Annotated in this window: 13 protein-coding genes; 10 read left to right on the forward strand and 3 right to left on the reverse strand. The window is 62.3% G+C overall.

Features of this window, described 5'->3' with window-relative positions:
* The first annotated feature begins 33 nt into the window (after positions 1-33).
* The 6 genes from AC3IQ7_RS11370 (at position 34) to AC3IQ7_RS11395 (ending at position 10,693) form a co-directional block, all read left to right on the forward strand.
* Positions 34-2,700 carry a bifunctional acetate--CoA ligase family protein/GNAT family N-acetyltransferase gene (locus AC3IQ7_RS11370; protein ID WP_199534488.1) on the forward strand — a complete coding sequence of 889 codons (2,667 nt, stop codon included), beginning with the start codon at positions 34-36 and terminating at the stop codon, positions 2,698-2,700.
* A 115-nt stretch (positions 2,701-2,815) separates the two neighbouring features.
* Positions 2,816-3,484, forward strand: coding sequence for a hypothetical protein (locus AC3IQ7_RS11375; protein ID WP_489209608.1), 669 nt, complete (start codon positions 2,816-2,818; stop codon positions 3,482-3,484).
* A 193-nt stretch (positions 3,485-3,677) separates the two neighbouring features.
* The gene (locus AC3IQ7_RS11380) at positions 3,678-6,263 is read left to right on the forward strand and encodes a DUF349 domain-containing protein (protein ID WP_489209609.1); all 2,586 of its coding nucleotides are present in this window, start codon (positions 3,678-3,680) and stop codon (positions 6,261-6,263) included.
* Positions 6,260-6,733, forward strand: coding sequence for a molybdopterin synthase catalytic subunit MoaE (gene moaE, locus AC3IQ7_RS11385; RefSeq protein WP_099380137.1), 474 nt, complete (start codon positions 6,260-6,262; stop codon positions 6,731-6,733). Before AC3IQ7_RS11380 ends, moaE begins: the two co-directional genes overlap by 4 nt.
* A gap of 121 nt (positions 6,734-6,854) precedes the next feature.
* The gene (clpB, locus tag AC3IQ7_RS11390) at positions 6,855-9,461 is read left to right on the forward strand and encodes an ATP-dependent chaperone ClpB (protein WP_489209612.1); all 2,607 of its coding nucleotides are present in this window, start codon (positions 6,855-6,857) and stop codon (positions 9,459-9,461) included.
* Between the two features lie 110 nt (positions 9,462-9,571).
* Positions 9,572-10,693, forward strand: a complete 1,122-nt coding sequence (locus tag AC3IQ7_RS11395) for a polyamine ABC transporter substrate-binding protein (protein WP_322428136.1) — start codon at positions 9,572-9,574, stop codon at positions 10,691-10,693.
* A gap of 70 nt (positions 10,694-10,763) precedes the next feature.
* Here the strand turns inward: AC3IQ7_RS11395 and AC3IQ7_RS11400 are convergent, their stop codons facing one another.
* From AC3IQ7_RS11400 to ppk1, 3 genes are all read right to left on the reverse strand, one after another.
* The gene (locus AC3IQ7_RS11400; protein WP_254926692.1) at positions 10,764-10,889 is read right to left on the reverse strand and encodes a hypothetical protein; all 126 of its coding nucleotides are present in this window, start codon (positions 10,887-10,889) and stop codon (positions 10,764-10,766) included.
* Between the two features lie 197 nt (positions 10,890-11,086).
* Complete coding sequence (sixA, locus tag AC3IQ7_RS11405) at positions 11,087-11,545, reverse strand: phosphohistidine phosphatase SixA (RefSeq protein WP_489209614.1); 459 nt, start codon at positions 11,543-11,545, stop codon at positions 11,087-11,089.
* A 25-nt stretch (positions 11,546-11,570) separates the two neighbouring features.
* Complete coding sequence (gene ppk1 / locus AC3IQ7_RS11410) at positions 11,571-13,664, reverse strand: polyphosphate kinase 1 (RefSeq protein WP_099380134.1); 2,094 nt, start codon at positions 13,662-13,664, stop codon at positions 11,571-11,573.
* Between the two features lie 286 nt (positions 13,665-13,950).
* Here ppk1 and pstS point away from each other — a divergent pair, with 286 nt between their 5' ends.
* The 4 genes from pstS (at position 13,951) to pstB (ending at position 17,964) form a co-directional block, all read left to right on the forward strand.
* The gene (gene pstS / locus AC3IQ7_RS11415; RefSeq protein ID WP_416208765.1) at positions 13,951-14,985 is read left to right on the forward strand and encodes a phosphate ABC transporter substrate-binding protein PstS; all 1,035 of its coding nucleotides are present in this window, start codon (positions 13,951-13,953) and stop codon (positions 14,983-14,985) included.
* Positions 14,986-15,278: 293 nt separating this feature from the next.
* Positions 15,279-16,250 carry a phosphate ABC transporter permease subunit PstC gene (gene pstC / locus AC3IQ7_RS11420; protein ID WP_233516317.1) on the forward strand — a complete coding sequence of 324 codons (972 nt, stop codon included), beginning with the start codon at positions 15,279-15,281 and terminating at the stop codon, positions 16,248-16,250.
* Positions 16,247-17,143, forward strand: coding sequence for a phosphate ABC transporter permease PstA (gene pstA / locus AC3IQ7_RS11425; protein ID WP_099380131.1), 897 nt, complete (start codon positions 16,247-16,249; stop codon positions 17,141-17,143). The genes pstC and pstA overlap by 4 nt, the downstream gene beginning before the upstream one ends.
* A gap of 38 nt (positions 17,144-17,181) precedes the next feature.
* Positions 17,182-17,964, forward strand: a complete 783-nt coding sequence (pstB, locus tag AC3IQ7_RS11430) for a phosphate ABC transporter ATP-binding protein PstB (protein ID WP_373631409.1) — start codon at positions 17,182-17,184, stop codon at positions 17,962-17,964.

Raw genomic sequence — 17,964 nt, forward strand, 5'->3', positions numbered from 1 at the left:
CGTAGCCGCTCCGGCAATCCATGAGGCCAGAACATGAGTATCCGTAATCTCGACAAGCTGTTCAAGCCGGCCTCGGTGGCCCTGATCGGCGCCACGGCGCGCGAACGCAAGCTGGGCGCCATCGCCCTGTACAACCTGCTGGGCGGCGGTTACCAAGGAGAGATTTGGCCCGTCAATCCCAAGTACGACGAGCTGATGGGCCTGAAATGCTACCGCAAGCTGGCGCACTTGCCGAAGGCGCCGGACCTGGCCATCATCTGCACGCCGCCGGCCACCATCGCGGCCATGATCCGCGAACTGGGCGCGCTGGGCACGCGCGCGGCCATCGTCATGACGTCGGGCCTCGACCCCGTGCGTGAGCAGTCGCTGCGCCTGGCCATGCTGAAGGCGGCAAAACCGCATTTGCTGCGTATCCTCGGCCCCAACAGCATGGGGTTGCTGGTGCCTAAACTGGGCTTGAACGCCAGCTTTGCCCATGTCGGTGCGACCAGCGGAAAGATCGCCTTCGTCTCGCAATCGGGGGCGCTGGTGTCGGGCGTGCTCGATTGGGCCAACGCGCATGGCGTGGGCTTTTCCAAGTTCATTTCGCTCGGTGCCAGCTACGATATCGATTTCGGCGACTTGCTCGATTACCTGGCCGGCGACATCGACACGGCCGCCATCCTGCTGTACATGGAAGACATCCAGGCGGCGCGCAAATTCATGTCGGCGGCGCGGGCGGCCGCGCGCAGCAAACCCGTCATCGTGCTGAAAGCGGGGCGCGAGGCGGAAGGCGCGGCCATGGCGGCCTGGCATACGGGCGCGCTGGCCGGTTCCGACGCCGTGTACGACGCGGCCATCCGCCGCGCCGGCATGCTGCGCGTGTATTCGGCCGAGGAGCTGTTCGATGCCGTGGAAACCCTCACGCATATCCGTTCGCAGCGCGGCGAGCGCCTGGCGATCCTGTGCAACGGCGGCGGCCTGGGCGTGATGGCCACCGATGCGCTGGTGAGCAGCGGCGGCAAACTGGCCGAACTCTCGCCCGATACCGTCATTGCGCTGGAAAAGGCGCTGCCACGGGGCTGGTCGCACGACAACCCCGTGGGCTTGCCCGGCGACGCGGCCGTACAGCGCTATGCCGATGCCATCAAGCCGCTGCTCGACGAGCCGCAGGCGGACGCCTTGCTGCTGCTGCACGCGCCCACGGCCATGGTCTCGTCGATCGACATCGCCGAAGCCGTCACGCCGCTGATCAAGGCCACCTCGCGCACGGTGCTGTCGTGCCTCTTGGGCGGGACCACCGTGGCGCCCGCGCGCCAGGTCTTCAACCGGGCCGGGATTCCCACCTACGACACGCCGGAAAAGGCCGTGCATGGCTTCATGCAAATCGTGCAATACCGGCGCAACCAGGAAACCCTGATGCAGGTGCCGGCGCAGCTGCCCATGTCGGCCACGCCGCGCCGCGCCAGGGTGCGCGAAATCGTTGCCGCCGCGCTGGCCGCTGGCCAGACGGTGCTCGGCGAATGTCGCTCGAAAGAGATTTTGGCCGCCTACGGCATTCCCGTCGCCACCACGCGCATGGCGGCCGACGTGGAAGAGGCGCTGGCCGTGGCGGCGGACATCGGCTACCCGGTGGCGCTGAAAATCCATTCGCCCGACATCGCCCACAAATCCGACGTGGGCGGCGTCGCGCTCGACCTCGACACGCCCGACATCCTGCGCACGGCCGCCGCCGCCATGCTCAAGCGCGTGCGCCGCATGCGTCCCGACGCGCTGATCGACGGTTTTACCGTGCAGCAGATGGCGCGCCGGCCGCAATCGCATGAATTGATCGTCGGCGTCACCACGGACGCCGCCTTCGGCCCCGTCATCCTGGTGGGGCAGGGCGGCATCGCCGTGGAAGTGACGGCCGATCACGCCATCGGCCTGCCGCCGCTGAACATGGTGCTGGCGCGCGACATGCTGGCGCGCACGCGCGTGTCGAAACTGCTGGCCGGCTACCGCAACCAGCCGCCGGCCGACATCGACGCCATCTGCTACACCCTGATCCAGGTGGCCGAACTGGTGGCTGATATCGGCGAACTGGCCGAACTCGACATCAACCCGCTGGTGGCCGACGCAGACGGCGTGATCGCCCTCGACGCGCGCATCCGCCTGCAGCCGGGCCAGCAGCGCGACCGCCTGGCCATCCGCCCGTACCCGCAGGAGCTGGAAGAGCAGGTGACGTGGATGGACCAGTCGATCCTGCTGCGCCCCATCCGCCCCGAGGACGCGCCGCAGCACATGGACCTGTTTCACGCGCTGGACCCGGACGACGTGCGCCTGCGCTTCTTCACGTCCATGCGCGAGTTGCCCGTGTCGCAGCTGGCGCGCCTGACGCAGATCGATTACGACCGCGCCATGGCCTTCATCGCCACGCACACGGGGCCGGACGGCAAGCCGGAAACCCTGGGCGTGGTGCGCGCCGTGGCCGATCCGGACAATATCCACGCCGATTTCGCCATCGCCGTGCGCTCGGCCCTGAAGGGCAAGGGACTGGGCCACATCCTGTTCGAGAAGCTGGTCGATTACTTCCGTAGCCGCGGCACGGAAGCGCTGGTGGGCGAGGCGATGGCGCGCAACAAGGGCATGCAGCGGCTGGTGAAAAGCTTTGGCGGCGAAGTCACGCCGTCGGAAGAGCCTGGCGTCGTCAACCTGCATATCGGCCTGCGCGAGTCCTGAAAAAAGCGCAGGGGTCCCGTCGCGGGTTTGTGCAGGATCAAACCGCCCCCTGTCGGTAGTCTTTACACTTTCACTTCCAGGATGACATATCCAGCGCGTTTTCGGGAGTGAGTGCATGCTTACGGCAACATATATATTGGTTTCCCTGTCGGTGGAGCAGGCCAGCATCCGCATGAGCTTGTTAGCTTTTCAGAAATACATGCATGTGCAGCTGCGCCACCAGAGCCAGCTCAGCCTGGCGCAACTGCAGTACGCGGGCGACTGGCTGAACCGGCTGTACCAGGGGGGCTACTGGCGCAAGCTGGAGATGTACCTGATTCCTGCCATCCGCCAGGCCGCGCCCGATGCCGATGGTCTGTTGAATGAAATCAATGGCTTGAACCATGCAGCACTGGAAAGCATCAATGTCGTGCAGCAGCGCGCCGGTGCCGCCATCGACCATTCCGAATTGCAGGCCGAACAGCTGTGCGCCGCCATCGACGCCTTTTGCGCGGTCTTGCTGCAGCGCCTGGAAAAAGAAGAGCGCGAGCTGTTCGCGCTGGCGCGCAAGGTCATCGTGGGCGAAGCGTGGTTTGCCATCGCCTACCAGTTCCTCGCCCACGATGCGCGCGCGCGGGAAGCGCGTCGTGGCAGGGCGCAAGTGCTGCCCTTTGTTTTGCCAGCACCCTTGCCAGCGCCTTTGTCAACGCCCTTGCAGGCAGCCGACGGCAGCGCTGAAACGGCAGCGGATGGCGCCGCGTCCGCGCCGCCCGTGCCGCGGCAGCCGCTGCGCGCGCAGGCTTGAACGGGTAGCGAGCGCACACCCCGCCAGGCAGTATCTGCCGGGGGTGTTTTTGTGATGCTGACTGGCGCGCCGTCATAGGGGGAAAATATAGGGAAAAGATTGGCTTTATTCATTTGATAACTTGTTCAGCCCTGTCCGATGCAATACCCCGGGCTTTGTTATGATGGTGGTTTTGATCCACGCGAAACCCGTCATGTTCGAATTTCTCTTCAAGCGTTCTGCCAGCAAGACTGCCGTACCCGATCCTGTCGTGGCAGAACAGGCCGCCGCCTCGGCGCAGAGCGCATCGCGCCGCGCCGAACAGGTTGCGCGTGCCCATGCCGTGGCCGGTGACGAAGCCGCCGCCTTTGAATTCATCGTGTCCAGCGAATTTGCCGATGCCCGCCTGATCGCGGCTGAACACGTCCATGCCTTGCCCCTGCTGGAAAAAGTCCACCACGCCATGCGCAACACGGACCGCCGCGTTGCCAAGCTGGTGCAGGGCCGCATCGACCTGATCCGCCACCAGGCTGCCGAGACGCAACGCGCCCAGTCCAGCATCGCCACGGCCGAGCGCCTGTTGAGCGATGACAAGCTGAGCCCCAACCAGGTAGCCGAATTGGACCGCCAATGGCAAGTCATCAAGGCCACGCCCGAGCTGGCAACGGCGTTTGCCGCCGCACGCGCTGCGCTGGCCGCCCGCCTGGAAGCGCAAGTGGTGCTGCAGCGCGCCGTGATCGACGCCGTCGGCGCAGCGCGCGCGCTGGCCAGCAATGGCCAGTCCGCCGGCGAGCTGGCGCAGGCGCTGGCCCGCCTGGACGCGGAACATGCGCAGCATGCGCAATCGCCCGAGCGCGGCTCCTTGCCGAAACACCTGGAAAGCGATTTTACGCAGGCGCGCGAGCAGGCACAGTCCGCCCTGCAAGCGCTGCAGCAACACCAGGCCGTGTTCGACGCGCGCCAGGCCGCGCTGGCGGAATGGCAGGCGCAGGACGCCGCTACCCTCGATGCGGATACCTTGAAACGCGCATGGCAAGCCCTGCCGCGCCTGCCCGAGTCGCCGTTGTCCGACAGCCTGCAGCAGCAATTTGCGGCCCTGCTGGTCAGCGCGCCGGCGCCCGTGCAGTCGGCGGCGCCAGATGCCGCAGCGGCCCATGCCGAGCCTGTACCTGTACTGCGCAAGCCGCGCCAGGAGCACGCGCCCGTGTCGAAAGAAGCGACGGAGCAATTCTTCAAGGTGCTTGACGCCATGGAAGCGGCCCTGCAGGATGGCTTGTTGCACGTGGCTTCCGAGCATGACAAGACCTTGCGTGATAGCAAGCACGGCCGATTGACGCCTGCGCAAGCGGATCGCCTGGCCCATGTGCGCGGAGAATTCAAGCGTCTGGCCGACTGGGCGCGCTGGGGCGGCAACGTGTCGCGCGAGGAACTGGTCAAGGCGGGCGAGGAATTGCCGGCGCAAGAATTGCCAATGGCCGAGCTGGCCAAGAAAGTGGGCAGTCTGCGCGAGCGCTGGAAGTCGCTCGACACCCTGTCCGGTCCGGCACCGAAATCCCTGTGGGAACGTTTTGATGCGGCCTGCAGCGTGGCGTATGCGCCAGCGGCCCAGCATTTCAAGCAATTGGCCGAAGAGCGCCACGGCAATGCGGCCAAGGCCCAGGAACTGATCGCGGAAACGGCGGCCCTGGCGGCCGAAGAGAGCACCGACTGGAAACACGTCGCGTCAAGCTCGCAGCGCTTGCGCCAGGCGTGGACGCGCCTGGGCACCATCGACCGCAAGGAAAAGAAACGCCTGGATGCGGAATTCGGCGCCGCGCTGGACGCCCTGTCGAAGCCGCTTGACACGCAGCGCCAGATCGAGACGGCGCGCCGCGAACAATTGATCGTCGAAGTGGGCTTGCTCAAGCCGTCCGAGCGCAACACCGTCGACATGCTGAAAGCCTTGCAGGATAAATGGCAGGAACTGGCGAAAGCCCTGCCGCTGGAGCGCCGCGCGGAACAGGCGCTGTGGCAGCGTTTCCGCGCCGCCTGCGACGATATCTTCGCCAGGCGCAAGGAAACGGCCCACGCGGCAGACCACGAGCGCCGCGAACACCTGCATGCGCGCGAAGCGCTGTGCGCCGCGCTGGAAACGGCCGTCGTGCCCGAGGGCGACGACAAAACCCGCACATCCTTCATCAACCACTTGCTGCGCGACACGCGCGCCGCCTGGAACGCCACCGGTCCCGTGCCGCGCGCCAGCGAAGCGAAGATCGAGCAGCGCTACCAGGCGGCCGTGGCCGGCGTGCAAGCGCAAGCGGATGCCATCGCCGAACGGGCCGGCGCGGCCCAGGCCAACGCCCTGCGCGACAAGCTGCGCCTGGTGCAATCGCTGGAAGCCGCACTGGCCGAGGGCGACGCCAGCGCCGATGCGGTCACCTGGTCCGAACGCTGGAGCGCCTTGCCGCCGCTCGACGTCCAGTACGAACGCAGCCTGCAGCAGCGCTTTGCCGTCGCCCAGGCCGCGCTGGGCGAGGGCGCTGCCGCCTACGTGCAGCAATTGCAAGGTAACCAGGCACGCTTGCTCGAGGAAGTCTTGCGCCTGGAAATCGTCGCCGGTGTCGACAGCGGCGCCGAATTTGCCCGCGACCGCCTGAAAATGCAGGTGGAAGTGCTGCAATCGTCGCTGAAATCGGGCCAGAAGCCGCTTACGCAAGTGTCGCAGCTGATGCAGCTGTGCGCGATTGCCGCGGCCACCGATGCGCGCACGGCCAGCCGCATCGAAACCTTGCTGCGCCGTATCGGAGGGCATGCCAAATGAGTACCAGCGTCCGCGTCCAGCAAGCTGATTTTGACTTGAGTCAAGAAATCGCACAATTGCGTGCAGGCAACCCCAAGGTGGGCGCCATCGTCGGCTTTGTCGGCACGGTGCGCGACATGAACGAGGGGCTGGACGTGGCCGCCATGGAGCTCGAGCACTATCCGGGCATGACGGAAAAGTCCATCGAAGCGATCGTCGAGCAGGCGCGGGGCCGCTGGCCCCTGTCTGGCGCACTGGTGATCCACCGCGTGGGACCCTTGCTGCCGCAGGAGCAGATCGTGCTGGTGGCGGTCTCGTCCGCCCACCGGGGCGAGGCCTTTGCCGCCTGCGAGTTCATCATCGATTACCTGAAGACGGAAGCACCGTTCTGGAAGAAGGAAGACACGCCGGAAGGCGCGCGCTGGGTCGATGCGCGCGACAGCGACGAGACGGCGCTGGACAAATGGGCGTCGAAAGCCGGCCCCGTCTGAAGTGTAGTTGCCGCGCACGCTAGCATTTGCCCAAGTGCAGCGGATTTCTGCTTTGTGTATGCTTGAAAAGTACTGCCTCACCCCAATTTGGTTAACAACTAATTAACCGGGAGCGCTTTTCATGCGACAAGACAAACTCACTACCAAATTACAGGAAGCCCTGGCCGATGCGCAAAGCTTGGCCGTGGGCAACGACAACCCCTATATCGAACCAGTCCACCTGCTGACGGCCCTGTTGAACCAGGACGACGGCGGCGCCCGCTCGCTCTTGCAGCGGGCCGGCGTCAATGTGGGCGGCCTGTCGAAGGCCCTGGGCGCGTCCCTCGAACGCTTGCCGAAAGTGTCGGGCACGGGCGGCGACGTGCAGGTCAGCCGCGAATTCGTGGCCCTGCTGAACCTGGCCGACAAGGAATCGCAAAAGGCGGGCGACCAGTTCGTGTCCAGCGAGATGGTCTTGCTGGCCATGACGGACGACAAGTCCGATTGCGGCAAGCTGGCGCGCGAAAACGGCCTGACCCGCAAGGCCCTGGAAGCGGCCATCGAGGCTGTGCGCGGTGGCAACAAGGTCGATTCGCAAGAAGCCGAAGGCCAGCGCGAAGCCCTGAAAAAATACACCTTGGACCTGACGGAGCGGGCGCGCAAGGGCAAGCTCGACCCTGTCATCGGCCGCGACGATGAAATCCGCCGCACCATCCAGATCCTGCAGCGCCGCAGCAAGAACAATCCCGTGCTGATCGGCGAACCGGGCGTGGGCAAGACGGCCATCGTCGAAGGCCTGGCGCAGCGCATCGTCAATGGCGAAGTGCCCGAGTCCTTGAAAGGCAAGCGCGTACTCTCGTTGGACATGGCCGCCTTGCTGGCCGGCGCGAAATTCCGTGGCGAATTCGAGGAGCGTCTGAAATCCGTGCTGAAGGAACTGGCCATGGATGAAGGCCAAACCATCGTCTTCATCGACGAAATGCACACCATGGTGGGCGCGGGCAAGGCCGAGGGCGCGATGGACGCGGGCAATATGCTCAAACCTGCGCTGGCGCGCGGCGAGCTGCACTGCGTGGGCGCCACCACGCTCGACGAGTATCGCAAGTACATCGAGAAGGATGCCGCGCTGGAGCGCCGCTTCCAGAAAGTGCTCGTCGACGAGCCGACCGTGGAAGCGACGATCGCCATCCTGCGCGGCTTGCAGGACAAGTACGCGCTGCACCACAAGGTGGAAATCACGGACGCGGCCATCATCGCCGCCGCCGAGCTGTCGCACCGCTATATCACGGACCGCTTCCTGCCCGACAAGGCAATCGACCTGATCGATGAAGCGGCGGCGAAGATCAAGATCGAGATCGACTCCAAGCCGGAAGTGATGGACAAGCTGGAACGCCGTTTGATCCAGCTGAAAATCGAGCGCGAAGCCGTCAAGAAGGAAAAGGACGAAGCATCGTTGCGCCGCCTGGCCTTGATCGAGGAAGAGATCGTCAAGCTGCAGCGCGAATACAATGACTTCGAGGAAATCCTGAAGGCGGAAAAAGCCGTGGTGCAAGGCAGTACGCACATCAAGGAAGAGATCGAGCAAGTCAAGCTGCAGATGGAGCAGGCCACGCGCGAGAGTAACTGGCAGAAGGTGTCGGAGCTGCAGTACGGCAAGCTGCCGCAGCTGGAAGCCCAGCTCAAGCAGGCTGACAGCGGCATCCCGAAACTCGACCCGGATCAGCCGAAGCTGCTGCGCACGGAAGTGGGCGCCGAGGAGATCGCCGAAGTGGTGTCGCGCGCGACGGGTATTCCCGTGTCGCGCATGATGCAGGGCGAGCGCGACAAACTGCTGCACATCGAAGAGAAGCTGCATGAGCGCGTCGTGGGCCAGGATGAAGCGATCACGGCCGTGGCTGACGCCATCCGCCGCTCGCGCGCCGGCTTGAGCGATCCGAACCGTCCATATGGTTCCTTCATGTTCCTGGGACCAACGGGCGTCGGCAAGACGGAATTGAGCAAGGCGCTGGCGACCTTCCTGTTCGATACGGAAGAATCGATGATCCGCATCGACATGAGCGAGTTCATGGAGAAGCATTCCGTGGCCCGATTGATCGGCGCGCCGCCGGGCTACGTGGGCTACGACGAGGGCGGCTACCTGACGGAAGCCGTGCGCCGCAAGCCGTACAGCGTGATCCTGCTCGATGAAGTGGAAAAGGCGCATGCCGACGTCTTCAACGTGCTGCTGCAAGTGCTCGACGATGGACGCATGACGGACGGCCAGGGCCGCACGGTGGACTTCAAGAATACCGTCATCATCATGACCTCGAACCTGGGTTCGCACAAGATCCAGGCGATGGAAAGCGATGATCCCGGTGTCGTGAAGCTGGCCGTGATGGCCGAGGTGCGCTCGCACTTCCGTCCCGAGTTCGTCAACCGCATCGACGAAATCGTCGTGTTCCACGGCCTCGACGAGAAGAACATCGGCGCGATCGCGAAGATCCAGCTGAAGATCCTCGAAGAACGCCTGGCGCGCATGGACATGCAGCTGAGCTTGACGGACGCGGCACTGCAGCAAATCGCCGAAGCGGGCTACGACCCGGTGTATGGCGCCCGTCCTTTGAAACGGGCGATCCAGCAGCAGATCGAAAATCCGCTGTCGAAGCTGATCCTGGAAGGCAAGTTTGGCCCGAAAGACGAAATCCGCATCGACGCCCAGAACGGCAACCTGGTGTTTGCGGGCGCGCAGGTGGGGCTGGACAAGGTGTAAGCTGCCACGGTAATACTGCGCGATAGGCAAGGGCGCGATCAGGGTAGACCTGATCGCGCCCTTCTTGCTATCATCGTCACTATTTTCTGACTAATTCCGGAGGCGGTACGATGGCAAACACATGGCAAGCAGGGCGGCGCATTGGAGTGGGACTGGCCTTGGCGGCGGCCGCACTGGCCTTGTCTGCGCAAGCTCAGGCTCAGGAAGAGAAAGTCCTGAACATCTATAACTGGTCCGACTATATCGGCGACGATACGATCAAGAATTTTGAGAAGGAAACGGGCATCAAAGTACGCTACGACGTTTTCGACAATAACGAAATCCTCAATGCGAAACTGGTGGCGGGCAAGTCCGGCTACGACATCGTCGTGCCGACGGCCCAGTGGGCGCGCCTGCAGATCGATGCGGGCTTGCTGCGCAAACTCGACAAGAGCAAGCTGACGAATTTGGGCAACCTGGACCAGAACCTGCAGGCCAAGCTGTCGAAGATCGACCCGAACAACGATTACCTGGTCGACTGGCTGTGGGGCTACACGACGGTGGGCATCAACGTCAACAAGGTCAAGGCCGCGCTGGGCGGCATGGCCATGCCCGACAATGCGTGGGACCTGATCTTCGACCCGAAATACGCGGCGAAGCTGAAATCGTGCGGCGTGTCCTTCCTCGACTCGCCGTCGGAAGTGCTGCCGGCCGCCCTGCAATACCTGGGCAAGCCCGCCTACTCGAAAGCGGCCGCCGACTATCAGGAAGCAGGCAAGGTGCTGCAGGCGATCCGCCCCTACGTGACCCTGTTCAGTTCGTCCGGCTACATCAATGACATGGCCAACGGTTCCGTCTGCGTAGCGCTGGGCTGGTCGGGCGACATCAATATCGCGCGCCAGCGCGCCATCGATGCGAAGAACGGCAATGTGATCCAGGTGCTGGTGCCGAAGACGGCCGCCCTGATGTTCGATACCATGGCCATCCCGGCCGACGCGCCGCACCCGACCAATGCGCACCTGTTCATCAACTACATTTTGCGCCCGCAAGTGCATGCCAGCCTGAGCAACAAGGTGTTCTATGCGAATCCGAATCCGGCCAGCATCAAATATGTGCGCAAGGATATCGGCGAGAACAAGGCCATCTTCCTGTCGGACGCGGACAAGCAGCGCATGGCGGCGCCGGAAGCGACCACAGCCGATATTCGCCGCTTGATGACGCGCATCTATACGAAGTTCAAAACGGGAGTGTAAAAACAAGGATGGCGCGAGGGACGGGCCTGTAGGCCGTCGCTGGCGCCATTCGATATTGCCGAGGTGAACACTACTCGTGGTAGCGGTCCATCAGCTTGTGGTGACTGCCGCGCATTTCTTCGATCAGTTCAAAGGCGACGAAGCCGATGATGGCGGCGAAGATGGCGATGAAGAGAAAAACGAGGAAGGTTAACATGGTCTTTCAGCCGCCGTTGGACGGCTGTCCGCTGGGTTGCTCAATGTACCAGAGCGGCGCTCCAGCACGTAGTTGATGCAATTAAACTCTAGCAGATCGGCAGCGCTTTACAAGGCTGCCGTGTTGTAATTCCTGCTAGTATTTGTCCCAGCGCACTTTTTGCGCATTTCCTGCTGCGCTGCCTGATTTCGCCACCCTTATTTCACAACCAAATCATGCGCCATCACGGCTTTTAAATAAACGCTGATCGGGTCGCCTGGGTCACGTTGGGAAAACCACCATGCGCTGGCCTTGCGCATTTCCCATTCCTGCTCCTCTCCCGTCAGCAGCAGGGCGGCCGCCTGGCCCAGCGTGGGCTGGTGGCCGACGATGAGCACGGTTTCCTTGCCGCCGGGCCAGTTGGCCGCCTTGAGGATGTCTTCCGCCTCGGCGCCGGGCGCCAGTTCCGGCATCAGCTTGAACTTGCGCCCCAGCGCTTCCGCCGTTTGCAGGGTGCGCAGGGCGGGGCTGACGAGGATACGGCAATTTTCCGGTAGTTGCGAGGCCAGCCATTCGCCCATGCGGCGCGCCTGTTTCTGGCCTTTGACGGTCAGGGCGCGTTCGAGGTCGGGAACGCCCGGCTCCGCTTCTGCGTGTCGCCACAAGATGAGATCCATGCTGTACTCCTCTGTGTAGAATTGCCTATTCGCCGACCTCCGCGCCCGGCGTGCCCAGTGTATGCATCAAATATTGCTGGGCGCTGAACGGCGTTTGCTTGCCGCGCGGCTTGCGGCGCGCGTAGTGGCCCGTCGGCTCCAGTTCCCATGCATTGGTATTATCCTTCAAATACGGATTCAGGCCCTCGGCGATCACGCGCCGTTTCAGCGCCCGGTCCAGCACGGGGAAGGCCACTTCCACCCGGCGGAACAGGTTGCGGCTCATCCAGTCGGCGCTGGCCAGGTAGACATCGTGCGCCAGGTCGTTGCGGAAGTAGTAGATGCGGCTGTGTTCGAGGAAACGGCCGATCACGGAGCGCACCTTGATATTTTCCGATAATCCCGGCACGCCCGGCTTCAGGGTGCATGCGCCGCGCACGATCAAGTCGATCTTCACGCCATCGGTCGAGGCCGCATACAGGGCGCGGATCACGGATTCGTCGACCAGCGCGTTGACTTTCACGATGATGCGCCCGCGCCGGCCCGAGCGGGCGATCTTCGCCTCGTTGCGGATGGCCTTGATGATTTCGCTTTGCAGGCCGAATGGCGCCAGCCACAAATGGTTCAGGTTGTGCGGCTTGGTCAGGCTGGTCAGGTGGATGAAGACTTCATTGACTTCCACGGCCAGGTCCTGGTTGGCCGTCAGCAAGCCAAAATCCGTGTACAGCTTGGTTGTCGTGGGGTGGTAATTGCCGGTGCCCAAGTGGGCGTAGAAGCGCAAGCTGCCTTCTTCGCGGCGGATGACGAGCGCCACCTTGGCATGGGTTTTCAATCCCACGACGCCGTACACGACTTGCGCGCCCGCTTGCTCCAGCTTGTCGGCCCAGTTGATATTGGCTTCTTCGTCGAAACGCGCCATCAATTCCACGATGACGGTCACTTCCTTGCCCATTTTCGCCGCCGTGATCAGCGACTCCATCAGGTCCGAGTTCATGCCCGTGCGGTAGATCGTCTGCTTGATGGCCACGACGGACGGATCGTAGGCGGCGCTGCGGATGAAGTCGATCACCGTCTGGAACGACTGATACGGGTGGTGCAGCAGGATGTCGTGCCTGGTCAGTGCGGCAAAGATGTCGTTGCCGATGGCTTTATGCGCGAGGCCGGGGAAGAAGGGCGGGAAGCGCAGCTCAGGCTGCTTGACGTGGTCGATCATTTCCGACAGGCGCACCAGATTGACGGGGCCGTTGACGCGGTACAAGCGGCTTTGATCCAGGCTGAACTGGTCGAGCAGGAATTGCGACAATTCTGGCGGGCAATTGCGCGCCACTTCCAGGCGCACGGAGGTGCCGAACTGGCGACCGACCAGCTCGCCCTTCAGGGCCTGGCGCAGATTCTTGACTTCGTCCTCGTCCACCCACAGGTCGCTGTCGCGCGTGACCCGGAATTGCGAATAGGCGATGACTTCGCGCCCGGCGAACAGGTCGGAAATGTGCGCATGGATAACGGACGACAATAAACAGAAGGACACGCCGTCGCCGGAAATCTCGTCCGGCAGCTTGATAACCCGCGGCAAGACGCGGGGCGCCTTGACGATGGCGATCGCCGTGCCGCGGCCAAACGCATCCTTGCCGCTCAGCGAGACGATGAAATTGAGACTTTTATTCACCACTTGCGGGAACGGGTGGGCCGGGTCGAGGCCGATCGGCGTCAGCAGGGGCCGCACTTCGCGGTCGAAGTATTGCTTGACCCACGCGCGCTGCGCCTCGTTGCGGTCGCTGTCGCGCAGCAAATGCACGCCCGCTTCGCGCAGGGCCGGCAAGACGTCGTTATTTAATATCTCGTACTGGCGTTCCACCAGCGCATGGCACTCCTTGCCGATGCGCTCCAGGTTGGCCGCCAGGGCAGGGTGGCCCGCCAGCGAACCGCCGATGCTGCCGGCCGCCAGGAGGCTGGCCACGCGCACCTCGAAAAACTCATCCATGTTACTGCTGACGATGCACAGGTAGCGCAGGCGCTCGAGCAGCGGAATGTTCGGGTCTTCCGCCTGGGCCATCACGCGCCGGTTGAAAGTCAGTTGCGACAGCTCGCGGTCAAGCAGGATGCCCGATTTGGTCACTTCCGTGTGCAGTTCAGGTTTCATATTCTTTTGTCTTTGCAGATAGTTAATTCTAGCCGTATTTCATCATGTATGACGCGTTGTGAGTGTAATCATGAAATATGACGTAAGCGTGACATAAGCTGTCATAAAGCGTCGCCGGCCCTGTCATTTTTCACGCCGAAAATGGCCATCCTCGGGGCGTAGCCAATTATTTCAAGATTTTTTACCCATGTCATAAAGCTGTCATATTCGCTTGCTAGACTGCGCAGCATTCAACCGGGACTTTGAGCCCTAACAACCCTGAGGACTTGATATGCAAATGAAGCAAATGTTCAAATTTATCGTCGTGGGTGCTTCGGCAGCGATGGCATTTTCTTCCGCTTCCGTCATGGCGGCAGATATGACAGGTGCTGGCGCAACTTTCCCGTACCCGATCTACGCCAAATGGGCTGAGACGTACAAAGCCAACACCGGCAACGGCCTGAACTACCAGTCCGTCGGTTCCGGCGCTGGCATCAAGCAAATCAAGGCCAAGACTGTTGAATTCGGCGCCTCGGACATGCCTTTGAAGGCAGAAGAGCTGGAAGAAGCGGGCCTGATGCAGTTTCCGGCCATCATGGGCGGCGTGGTCACCATCGTCAACCTGGACGGCGTAACCCCAGGCCAGCTGAAAATGACGGGTAAAGTCGTTGGCGACATCTACCTGGGCAAGATCACCAAGTGGAGCGCGCCTGAAATCGCCGCACTGAACAGTGGCGTCAAGCTGCCGGATACGGAAATCACCGTGGTGCACCGTGCCGACGGTTCGGGCACGTCGTTCCTGTTCACCGACTTCCTGTCGAAAACCAACCCGGAATTCAAATCGAAAATCGGTGCTGGCTCGGCTGTGAAATGGGCCGTGGGCGTGGGTGGCAAGGGTAACGAAGGCGTCGCCGCCAACGTTCAGCGTATCAAGGGTTCGATCGGCTACGTCGAGTGGGCTTACGCCAAGAAAAACAAGATGTCGCACACCCAGCTGCAAAACAAGGACGGCAACTTCCTGCAACCTGACGACGAAAACTTCAAGGCAGCAGCCGCTTCGGCACCTTGGACGCAAACCCCAGGCTTCGGCGTGGTCCTGACCGACCAGGCTGGCAAGAACAGCTGGCCGATCACCGGCGTGTCGTTCATCCTGATGCACAAAGTCCAGGCTGACGCAGCCAAGGCCAAAGAAGTCCTGAAATTCTTCGACTGGGCCTACAAGAACGGTGGCGCCGCTGCCGTTGAACTGGACTACGTGCCGATGCCGGCATCGGTCATCAAACTGGTGCAAGAATCGTGGAAAGCCAACCTGAAAGATGCATCGGGCAAGTCGATCTACTAATAAACCTACTGCGCGGCGCTATTTGCGGCCTGCGATGCTCACTGTGCTAAAGCACAGCTCCGCTTCTCAGCCACAACTAGTTGCCGCTCGCTACGGTTTATTCAAGCAAGAATGTCCTTGTCCCCACCAGCAGCACGGCGGGGGAGGGAGTTAGCCAGGACCGCCCGCAAGCCCTTGCAGGCGTTCCCGGCTAAAAGAGCACGATAAAAATAGCAGTACCTGCAGTACCACCCATATGGCACACTATGAGCGCACAATCTACCTCCTCCACGATCCCCATGCCAGGCGGCACCATGACCGATTCCATCAGTCACGCGCAAATGCTTTCCACCATGCGCAAGCAGCGCTTCCAGGATTTCATGTTCCACAAGGTGACGATGCTGTTTGCCCTGTCGGTGCTGATCGTCCTGGTCGGCATCATCATTTCGCTGATCATGGAATCGATACCGGCCTTCAAGACCTTCGGCCTGCATTTCATCGTGTCCGCGGAATGGGATCCCGTCAATGACCAGTACGGCGCCCTGATCCCCATCATCGGCACCCTGGTGACCTCCGTTATCGCCTTGCTGATCGCCTTTCCCGTCAGCTTCGGCATCGCCCTGTTCCTCACGGAAATCTGCCCGGCCTGGCTGCGCCGCCCGCTGGGCACGGCTGTCGAGCTGCTGGCCGGCGTGCCATCGATCATCTACGGCATCTGGGGCCTGTTCGTGTTTGCGCCCCTGTTTGCCGACCATGTCCAGCCCCTGCTGAAAGCCACCCTGGGTAACGTACCCGTCATCGGCCAGCTGTTCAGCGGCCCCATGATGGGCATCGGCTTGCTGACGGCCGGCCTGGTGCTGGCCATCATGATCATCCCCTTCATCGCTTCCGTGATGCGCGACGTGTTCGAGATCGTCCCTGCCGTGCTGAAGGAATCCGCATACGGCCTGGGCTGCACGCGCTGGGAAGTGGTGCGCAAGATCGTCTTGCCGTACACCAAGACCGGCGTCGTCGGCGGCGTCATGCTGGGCCTGGGCCGTGCGCTGGGCGAGACCATGGCCGTCACCTTCGTCATCGGCAACGCGAATAAACTGTCGTGGTCGCTGTTTGCCGCCGGTAACAGCATCACTTCCTTGCTGGCCAATGAATTCGGCGAAGCGCAGTCCGAGTTGCACGTGGCGTCGCTGTTCTCGCTGGCACTGATCCTGTTTGTCATCACCTTTATCGTCTTATCCGCCGCCAAGCTGATGCTGGCTGGCATGTCACGCAAGGAAGGCACGAAATGAGCCAGCTCAGCCAAGTTAGCACCCACGACGCTCCGGCCAAGCCGGCCATGAATCCCGTCTACCGCAAGCGCCTGCTGATGCACCGCGTCGGCATCGCCCTGTCGGTGGCCGCCATGGCCCTGGGCCTTGCCGTGCTCGTGTGGATTTTGTTCACCCTGGTGATCAAGGGTTTCGGCGCCTTGTCCGTCGACCTGTTCACGCAAACGACGCCGGCTCCCGGCAGCGAAGGCGGCGGCTTGATCAATGCGATCGTCGGCAGCGCCCTGATGGTGGGCCTGGCGACTGTCGTCAGCACCCCGATCGGCATCCTGGCCGGCATCTACCTCGCCGAATACGGCGAAGAAAACAAGCTGGCGCAAGTGACGCGTTTTGTGACCGACATCATGCTGTCGGCGCCATCGATCGTCATCGGCCTGTTCGTGTATGCGCTGTATGTGGCGCACGTCAAACACTTTTCCGGTTATGCGGGCGCCATCGCCCTGTCGCTGATCGCCGTGCCGGTAGTGGTGCGCACGACGGACAATATGCTGCGTTTGGTACCGAACAGCCTGCTGGAAGCCGCATTTGCTCTCGGCGCGCCACGCTGGAAGGTCGCCACCCTCGTGCGCTTGCGTGCCGTCAAGGCTGGCGTCATCACGGGTGTCCTGCTGGCCCTGGCCCGCATCGCCGGCGAAACGGCACCGCTGCTGTTCACGGCCCTGAATAACCAGTTCCAAAGCTTCAACATGAATGCGCCGATGGCCAACTTGCCGTCCGTCATCGCATCGTTTGCGATGAGCCCGTACGACAACTGGCGCTCGCTGGCCTGGGGCGGCGCACTGCTGATCACCTTCAGCGTGCTGGCCTTGAATATCCTGTCGCGCACCGTGTTCAGCCAAAAAGTCCCTAATTAAACAGATACCGAGCGAAGCGAACCCATATGAATACGCAAATGAATCCAGCCCAAGACCTGGCACCAAAGAAAAAAACCATCGAGATTTCGGGCCTGAACTTTTTTTACGGCAAAACGCAAAGCTTGCATAACGTCAACCTGGACATTCACGAGAAGAAGGTTACCGCCTTCATCGGCCCGTCCGGTTGCGGCAAGTCAACCCTGCTGCGCACCCTGAACCGCATGTATGACCTGTATCCGGGCCAGCGCGCGGAAGGCTCGATCCTGTACCGCGGCCGCAACGTGCTTGACGCGGACCAGGACGTCAACATGCTGCGCGCCAAGGTCGGCATGGTGTTCCAGAAGCCGACGCCGTTCCCCATGTCCGTCTACGACAATATCGCCTTCGGCGTGCGCCTGTATGAAGACCTGTCGAAAGGCGAGATGGACGAGCGCGTCGAGTGGGCCTTGAAAAAGGCTGCGCTGTGGGGTGAAGTCAAGGACAAGCTGACCAAGAGCGGCCTGTCGCTGTCGGGCGGCCAGCAGCAGCGTTTGTGCATCGCGCGCGGCGTGGCCGTGAAACCGGATGTCTTGCTGCTCGATGAGCCGACCTCGGCGCTGGACCCGATCTCCACCTCGAAAGTGGAAGAGCTGATCAGCGAACTGAAACAGGATTACACGATCGCCATCGTGACGCACAATATGCAACAGGCGGCGCGCTGCTCCGACTACACGGCCTATATGTACCTGGGCGAGCTGGTGGAATTCGGCGAAACGGACCAGATATTCATGAATCCGGCCCGCAAGGAAACGCAGGATTACATCACGGGCCGCTTCGGCTGA

Source organism: Janthinobacterium sp. GL_088 (assembly GCF_057837845.1).